Consider the following 7,499-nt stretch of genomic DNA (forward strand, 5'->3'; position numbering starts at 1 on the left):
ATCATTTCGGTTCTTATTTCAAGAGCCAGAAACCGGTTTGAGACGATTGAAGAAGCAATCGCTGATATTATGCCGAAGCTTAAGGGTGGATATTCGCTTCTCGTCATGACACCGAGAAAGATCATCGGTGTTCGGGATCCTTTTGGAATGAAGCCTCTGATTCTTGGAAAGAAGCGAAATTCTCTTTATTTCTCATCGGAGACATGTATTTTTAACGAACTGGATGTTGAGGTGATCCGGGAAGTGCTTCCGGGAGAGATCGTGACGATCAATCAGGACGGAATAAAGTCTTCCATGTCTCAGACATCAGAGAAAAAAGCCTTATGCTCTTATGAATATATATATCATTCCAGACCGGACAGTGTGATTGGCGGTGTGGAAGTATTTGAAGCGAGGGAAGCGATGGGGCGTATACTTGCAAAAGAAGCTCCGGCCGATGCGGATGTCATCGTGTGGGTGCCGAATTCAGGTCTTGCTGCTGCTTCCGGATATGCAAAAGCAATGGGTCTTCCTCTGGAAGATGCATTTATTAAAAATAAATTCCACTGCAATAAGTTTGTACAGCCGACAGAAGATATGGTACGTCGGGGTGTAACGATGAAACTTGCAGTGATCAAAAGCCGTGTCTGCGGCAAACGGGTCGTTGTTGTGGATGATTCTATGGTCAAGGGCACAACAGGGCGTATCCTGGTCGATCTTCTTAAGGATGCGGGGGCGAAGGAGGTCCATGTCCGTGTGGCAGCTCCTGAAGTAAAATATCCGTGTCATTTTGGCGGTTTTGATCTGGATCAGGCATCACTTATTTCAAGTCATGTGACAACAGAACATATCAAAGATATGATTGGTGCCGATTCACTGGCTTTCCTGTCTGTTGAAGGACTTTTGGAAGCTTGTCAGGGTACAGAAGATACATTATGTATGGCATGCTTTACCGGAAAATATCCGGTAGAATAAATAGGAGGAAAAAATTTATGGATTACAAGAACGCAGGCGTTGATATTGAAGCTGGATACGAATCAGTGAAATTAATGAAAAAATTTGTTCAGAGAACAATGAGACCGGAAGTACTTACAGATATCGGTGGCTTTTCCGGAGCTTTCGCACTGGATAAATTTAAAAATATGGAAGAACCGACCCTTGTTTCCGGTACAGACGGTGTTGGAACAAAATTAAAACTTGCATTTATTATGGATAAACATGACACGATCGGTATTGACTGCGTGGCTATGTGTGTCAATGATATTGCATGTGCCGGCGGAGAACCTTTATTCTTCCTGGATTATATTGCCTGCGGCAAAAACTATCCGGAAAAGATTGCAACAATTGTCAGCGGTGTTGCTGAAGGCTGCGTTCAGTCAGAAGCTGCTCTGATCGGTGGTGAGACAGCAGAAATGCCTGGATTCTATCCGGAAGATGAATACGATCTTGCAGGTTTTGCTGTTGGTATTGTTGATAAAAAAGATTTAATTACAGGTAAAGAGTTAAAAGGCGGCGAGACATTGATCGGTATCGCATCCTCCGGTGTACACAGCAACGGTTTCTCTCTTGTACGTAAGATTTTTGAAATGACAAAAGAATCCCTTGAAACATATTATGATGAACTTGGAACAACACTCGGCGAGGCACTTCTTGCACCTACAAAGATTTATGTAAAAGCATTAAAGAGCCTTAAAAACGGCGGTGTTAAAGTGAAAGCATGCAGCCATATTACAGGCGGCGGTTTCTACGAGAATATTCCGAGAATGCTTCCGGAAGGTGTACATGCCGTTGTACATAAAGATTCCTATGAAGTACCTGCAATTTTCAAATTAATGGCCGAAAAAGGCAATGTTGAAGAAAAAGTTATGTACAACACATACAATATGGGTATCGGTATGGTTATCGCTGTTGATCCTGCAGATACAGATAAAGCTCTGGCTTTACTTGAAGAAGCCGGCGAAAAAGCTTATGTGGTCGGTGAAACAGTTGAAGGTGAAGCAGGAGTGACATTATGTTAAGAATCGCAGTACTTGTATCCGGCGGAGGAACAAATCTCCAGGCCATTATTGACCGCATTGAGGATGGAACGATCCGAAATACAGAGATTGCCATGGTCATTTCGAACAATAAGAATGCAAAAGCACTGGAACGTGCGGCAAAGCATCACATTCCGGCTCAGTGTATTTCACCAAAGGATTTCGAGAACAGGGATATGTTCAATAAAGTCCTTTTAGATACCCTTCTGGATCTGAAAGTGGATCTTATTGTACTGGCAGGATTTATGGTCGTTATCCCGCCGGAGATGATCCGAAGCTTCAGAAACCGGATCATCAATATTCATCCGTCACTTATTCCGTCTTTCTGCGGAACCGGTTATTACGGCCTCCATGTGCATGAAGCTGCTCTGGCCCGTGGTGTAAAAGTCAGTGGTGCAACCGTACATTTTGTGGATGAAGGAACAGACACAGGTCCGATCATTCTTCAGAAAGCGGTGGAAGTAAAGACGGGGGATACACCGGAAGTGCTTCAGAGAAGAATTATGGAAGAAGCGGAATGGAAAATCATGCCGAAGGCAATTGATCTGATTGCAGCCGGCTGTGTGAAAGTCGTTGACGGACATGTTATCATAGAGGAGGAAACAGCATGAAAGTTCTGATTGTTGGAAGCGGCGGAAGAGAACATGCTATCGCATGGAAAGTAGCTCAGAGTAAACGGGTTGAAAAGATATATTGTGCACCGGGCAACGCAGGTATTGAAGAATATGCAGAGTGCGTAAATATCGGTGCAATGGAATTTGATAAATTAACTGCTTTTGCAATGGAAAAAGGGATCGATCTTACCGTGATCGGTATGGACGATCCGCTTGTCGGCGGCGTTGTCGACGCTTTTGAAGCAAAAGGATTGAGAGTTTTCGGACCGAGACAGCTTGCGGCTATGATCGAAGGTTCCAAAGCCTTCTCAAAAGATTTGATGAAAAAATATAATATTCCAACAGCAGCTTATGAGAATTTTGATGATCCTAAAAAAGCACTGGAATATCTTGAAACTGCAAAAATGCCGATCGTATTAAAGGCAGACGGCCTTGCACTCGGAAAAGGTGTTCTTATCTGCAATACACTGGAAGAGGCAAAAGAGGGCGTGAAATCCATTATGGAAGACAAACAGTTCGGATCTGCCGGAAACCGTATGGTCATCGAAGAATTTATGACAGGACGGGAAGTATCTGTTCTGTGTTTCTGTGACGGTACCCATGTTGTTCCGATGACTTCCGCACAGGATCATAAACGTGCACAGGATGGTGACCAGGGCTTAAATACAGGCGGTATGGGAACATTCTCTCCAAGCCCGTTCTATACACCGGAAATCGCTGCTTTTTGTGAAGAAAACATTTACAAGCCGACGATGGCAGCAATGAAAGCCGAAGGAAGAGATTTTGTTGGTATTCTTTTTGTCGGACTTATGCTGACACAGGACGGACCGAAGGTGCTTGAATATAATGCACGTTTCGGTGACCCGGAAACACAGGTTGTTCTTCCGCGTATGAAGACAGATATCGTTGATGTATTTGAAGCTTGTATCGATGGCAAACTGGATGAGATCCAGCTGGAATTTGAAGATAATGCAGCTGTATGTGTTGTACTTGCTTCCGACGGTTATCCGGTAAAATATGATAAAGGATTTGTTATCAGTGGTCTGGATACATTTAAGGAACATGAAGGTTATTACTGCTTCCATGCAGGTACAAAACGCACAGATGCAGGTATTGTGACAAACGGCGGACGTGTTCTCGGTGTGACTGCAAAAGGTACAGATTTGAAAGAAGCGCGTGCCAATGCTTATAAAGCAACCGAATGGGTAAGTTTTGATAATAAATATATGCGTCATGATATCGGAAAAGCTATTGATGAAGCATAATAATTCATGTATAATATTGAGAAAAAAGAGAGTCGATAAACCATATCGGCTCTTTTTTTGAACAAAGGAAAAGGGTGAGACAGGTAATATGCAGGAATTATTAAAAAATATCCGGTTATTTGTGTTAGATATGGATGGAACCTTTTATCTCGGTGACAACATGATCGAGGGTGCACTGGATTTTGTTAAAAAGGTAAAAGAAACGGGAAGGGATTTTGTGTTTTTTACAAACAATTCATCCAAAAACGGTTCAATGTATATTGAAAAATTAGAGCGTATGGGCTGTCATATTTCGAAGAGAGATATTATGACATCCGGTGATGTCACAGCAGAATTTTTACGGAAAAACTATCCGGATAAAACCGTTTATCTTGCAGGTACACCGGCACTTGAAGAGACATTTAAGGATGCGGGTATCCGCCTGACGCAGGATATGCCGGATATTGTTGTTGTCGGTTTTGATATGACACTGACTTATGAGAAGCTTGAAAGAGTGTGCACCTATATCCGCAGGGGAGCCCTGTTCCTTGCGACACATAAAGATATCAATTGTCCGACAGAGGACGGATTTATTCCGGACTGCGGCGCCATGTGTGCAGCCATCACATTGTCTACGGGGGTGGAGCCGAAGTATCTTGGAAAACCCTGCAGCGAGACACTGGATATGGTCATTGAGAGAACAGGATATAAAAAAGAAGAGATCGCATTTGTCGGAGACCGGATCTATACAGATGTGGCAACCGGGGTAAATAATGGAGCAGTGGGTATTCTTGTGCTGAGCGGGGAGACGAAAAAAGAAGATATTCCGCTGTTTGATGTCCGGCCGGATGGCGTGTTTGCATCACTTGGGGATATGATTCCCTATCTGCAGGATTGACATTATCCGAATATTGTTATAATATGTATATAACAGATGTAACGATTCAAAAGATACGAAGAATTCGGGTGATGATATGATCATTAAGATTGATTTTAACAGTGACGAAGCATTATATATACAGCTTCGTAATCAGATTATCATGGGTATTGCCACGTCACAGCTGACGGTAGGGGATTCCCTTCCATCTGTACGTCAGCTGGCGGATAATATCGGCATCAACATGCATACAGTGAATAAAGCTTATTCGGTTCTCAGACAGGAAGGCTATATTAAACTGGATCGCCGAAAGGGTGCTGTGGTGGCCATTGACTACGATCAGGTGGTGGCTACAGGACAGATCATGACGATGCTTCAGTCTGTACTGGCAGAAGCTATATGCAAAGATATCCAAAGAGATGATATACATGCCATGGTTGATGAGATTTACGATGAATTTGAACGTATGGCATGTGGCGATTATAATGAGACATAACAGACAACATTTGAGTCAGACAGGAGGTTTTATATGCAGTATCGTTTGACACGGCAGGCACAGAAGGCAGTGGAATTTGCCAGAGATATCGCGGAAGAACTGCAGCATAATTATATAGGCACAGAACATCTGCTGCTTGGATTGATTCGTGCTGAGGAAGGTCTTGCGTCGAAGGTCCTGCGACAGAATGATATTACGGAGGAACAGATTTTAAATTTAATTGAACAGCTGATCAATGACAGTGATGTGATGGAAGGCGAAGTGGCAGACTATACACCGAGGGCGAAACGTGTTCTTGAGTGCAGCAGCAGGGAAGCATCCCGACTGAATCAGACGAGTATCGGTACGGAGCATCTGCTCATTGCCCTTCTTCGGGAGAAGGATTGTATTGCGCTTCGTCTTTTAAATACACTTGGTGTCAGCATTCCGAAGATCTACTCTGAGCTGTTCGCATCCATGGGAATGGATGTGGCGCGTGCAAAGGAGTATCTGGAATCTCAAAGAGAGACAGAGAGAGATTCGGCACTTGAAAGTTATGCGATGAATCTCACAGCACTGGCAGCGGAGGGAAAACTTGATCCGGTCATCGGACGGAATGAAGAGATACAGAGAGTTATCCAGATTTTAAGCCGGAGAACAAAGAATAATCCGTGTCTCATCGGTGAGCCGGGTGTCGGTAAGACAGCGGTTGTGGAAGGACTTGCAGCCCGCATTGCAGAGGGCGATGTGCCGGATTCGATACGTGATAAACGGGTGATGACGTTAGATCTCTCCGGTATGGTTGCAGGTTCTAAATATCGTGGTGAGTTTGAGGAACGAATTAAACGGCTGATCGCTGAAGTGAAGAGAGACGGACAGGTGCTTTTGTTCATCGATGAGATCCATACGATCATAGGCGCAGGCGGTGCCGAGGGTGCGCTGGATGCATCGAATATATTAAAGCCGTCTCTGGCCCGCGGAGAGATTCAGGTCATCGGTGCGACGACGATTGAAGAATATCGAAAGTACATTGAGAAGGATGCAGCTCTGGAACGACGTTTCCAGCCGGTTATGACGAATGAACCTTCCGAGGCGGAGGCCATTGCCATTCTGGAGGGGCTTCGTTCGGCCTATGAGAATCATCATCAGGTCACGATTACGGATGAAGCGATCGAGACGGCGGTGAAGATGTCGATCCGTTATATCAATGACCGTTTCCTTCCGGATAAGGCGATCGATCTGATCGATGAGGCATCTGCAAAGGTGAAACTCTCTTCCATGACGATAACAGGTGAGCTTCAGGAACTGGTAAAGGAGAATGAACGGCTTGAGGAAGCGAAGGAGAAGGCGATTATTCGCGGAGATATGATAAAAGCCTCCGATATCGGCAAAGATCAGAAACTGTTGTCGGCAAAGATATTGACATTGAAGAAGAGTATTGAGCGAAAGAACAAACGTCGTGTTGCCGTATCTGCCCGGGATGTGGCCGATGTGGTATCAAGCTGGACAAAGATTCCGGTGAAACAGCTGGAAGAGAAAGAATCCGAACGGCTCATGCGACTTGAATCGACACTTCACAGACGGGTGATCGGACAGGATGAGGCAGTGACAGCGGTAGCGAAAGCGATTCGACGGGGACGGGTAGGCCTTAAAGATCCGAAACGTCCAATCGGTTCTTTCCTTTTCCTCGGACCGACAGGCGTTGGTAAGACAGAATTGTCGAAGGCGCTGGCGGAAGCGATGTTTGGCTCTGACAGCACGATCATCCGTGTCGATATGTCTGAATATATGGAGAAACACAGTGTATCCAAATTGATCGGTTCACCTCCGGGATATGTGGGGTATGATGAAGGCGGTCAGCTCAGTGAGAGAGTGCGCCGCAATCCTTATTCCATCCTGCTTTTCGATGAGATTGAGAAGGCTCATCCGGATGTATTTAATGTACTTCTCCAGGTATTGGATGACGGACATATTACAGATTCCCAGGGAAGAAAAGTGGACTTTAAAAATACAGTGATCATTATGACATCCAACGCAGGAGCATCGAACATTGTGACTCCGAAAAAACTGGGATTTTTCTCAGAGACGGATGAAAAGGCGGATTATGACCGGATGAAATCTGCCGTTATGGAAGAAGTCAAGCATATTTTCAAACCGGAATTTTTGAACCGTATTGATGATATTATTGTGTTCCATTCTTTGACGAAAGAACATATTCAAAAGATCGTGGCTATTATGATGAATGAGATTTCAGACAGAGCCCTGGATCAGATG

Annotated in this window: 7 protein-coding genes; all 7 read left to right on the forward strand. The window is 44.5% G+C overall.

Annotation, left to right across the window (positions count from 1 at the left end; translation table 11 throughout):
- Positions 1-954 (forward strand): amidophosphoribosyltransferase (locus QZZ35_RS07690; protein ID WP_291236869.1); only part of this gene is annotated, 954 nt, incomplete at its 5' end.
- A 17-nt stretch (positions 955-971) separates the two neighbouring features.
- Positions 972-1,997: a phosphoribosylformylglycinamidine cyclo-ligase gene (purM, locus tag QZZ35_RS07695; RefSeq protein ID WP_291233759.1), complete on the forward strand. Its 1,026-nt coding sequence runs from the start codon at positions 972-974 to the stop codon at positions 1,995-1,997.
- Entirely contained in the window at positions 1,991-2,626 is a 636-nt protein-coding gene (purN, locus tag QZZ35_RS07700; RefSeq protein WP_291236870.1) for a phosphoribosylglycinamide formyltransferase, read from the forward strand. The genes purM and purN overlap by 7 nt, the downstream gene beginning before the upstream one ends.
- The gene (gene purD, locus QZZ35_RS07705) at positions 2,623-3,894 is read left to right on the forward strand and encodes a phosphoribosylamine--glycine ligase (protein ID WP_291236871.1); all 1,272 of its coding nucleotides are present in this window, start codon (positions 2,623-2,625) and stop codon (positions 3,892-3,894) included. The genes purN and purD overlap by 4 nt, the downstream gene beginning before the upstream one ends.
- Positions 3,895-3,982: 88 nt before the next feature.
- Complete coding sequence (locus QZZ35_RS07710) at positions 3,983-4,771, forward strand: HAD-IIA family hydrolase (protein ID WP_291236872.1); 789 nt, start codon at positions 3,983-3,985, stop codon at positions 4,769-4,771.
- A 76-nt stretch (positions 4,772-4,847) separates the two neighbouring features.
- The gene (locus QZZ35_RS07715; protein ID WP_291236873.1) at positions 4,848-5,246 is read left to right on the forward strand and encodes a GntR family transcriptional regulator; all 399 of its coding nucleotides are present in this window, start codon (positions 4,848-4,850) and stop codon (positions 5,244-5,246) included.
- 33 nt (positions 5,247-5,279) lie between these two features.
- Positions 5,280-7,499: ATP-dependent Clp protease ATP-binding subunit (locus QZZ35_RS07720; protein WP_291236874.1), on the forward strand; the 2,220-nt coding region annotated here is incomplete at its 3' end.

Origin of the sequence: Frisingicoccus sp., from assembly GCA_016298055.1 — a bacterium.
GTDB lineage: Bacteria > Bacillota > Clostridia > Lachnospirales > Lachnospiraceae > Frisingicoccus.

Coding starts and splice junctions, on each gene's coding strand:
- purM (WP_291233759.1), top strand. CDS start 972: ATGGATTACAAGAACGCAGGCGTTGATATTGAAGCTGGATACGAATCA.
- purN (WP_291236870.1), top strand. CDS start 1,991: ATGTTAAGAATCGCAGTACTTGTATCCGGCGGAGGAACAAATCTCCAG.
- purD (WP_291236871.1), top strand. CDS start 2,623: ATGAAAGTTCTGATTGTTGGAAGCGGCGGAAGAGAACATGCTATCGCA.
- QZZ35_RS07710 (WP_291236872.1), top strand. CDS start 3,983: ATGCAGGAATTATTAAAAAATATCCGGTTATTTGTGTTAGATATGGAT.
- QZZ35_RS07715 (WP_291236873.1), top strand. CDS start 4,848: ATGATCATTAAGATTGATTTTAACAGTGACGAAGCATTATATATACAG.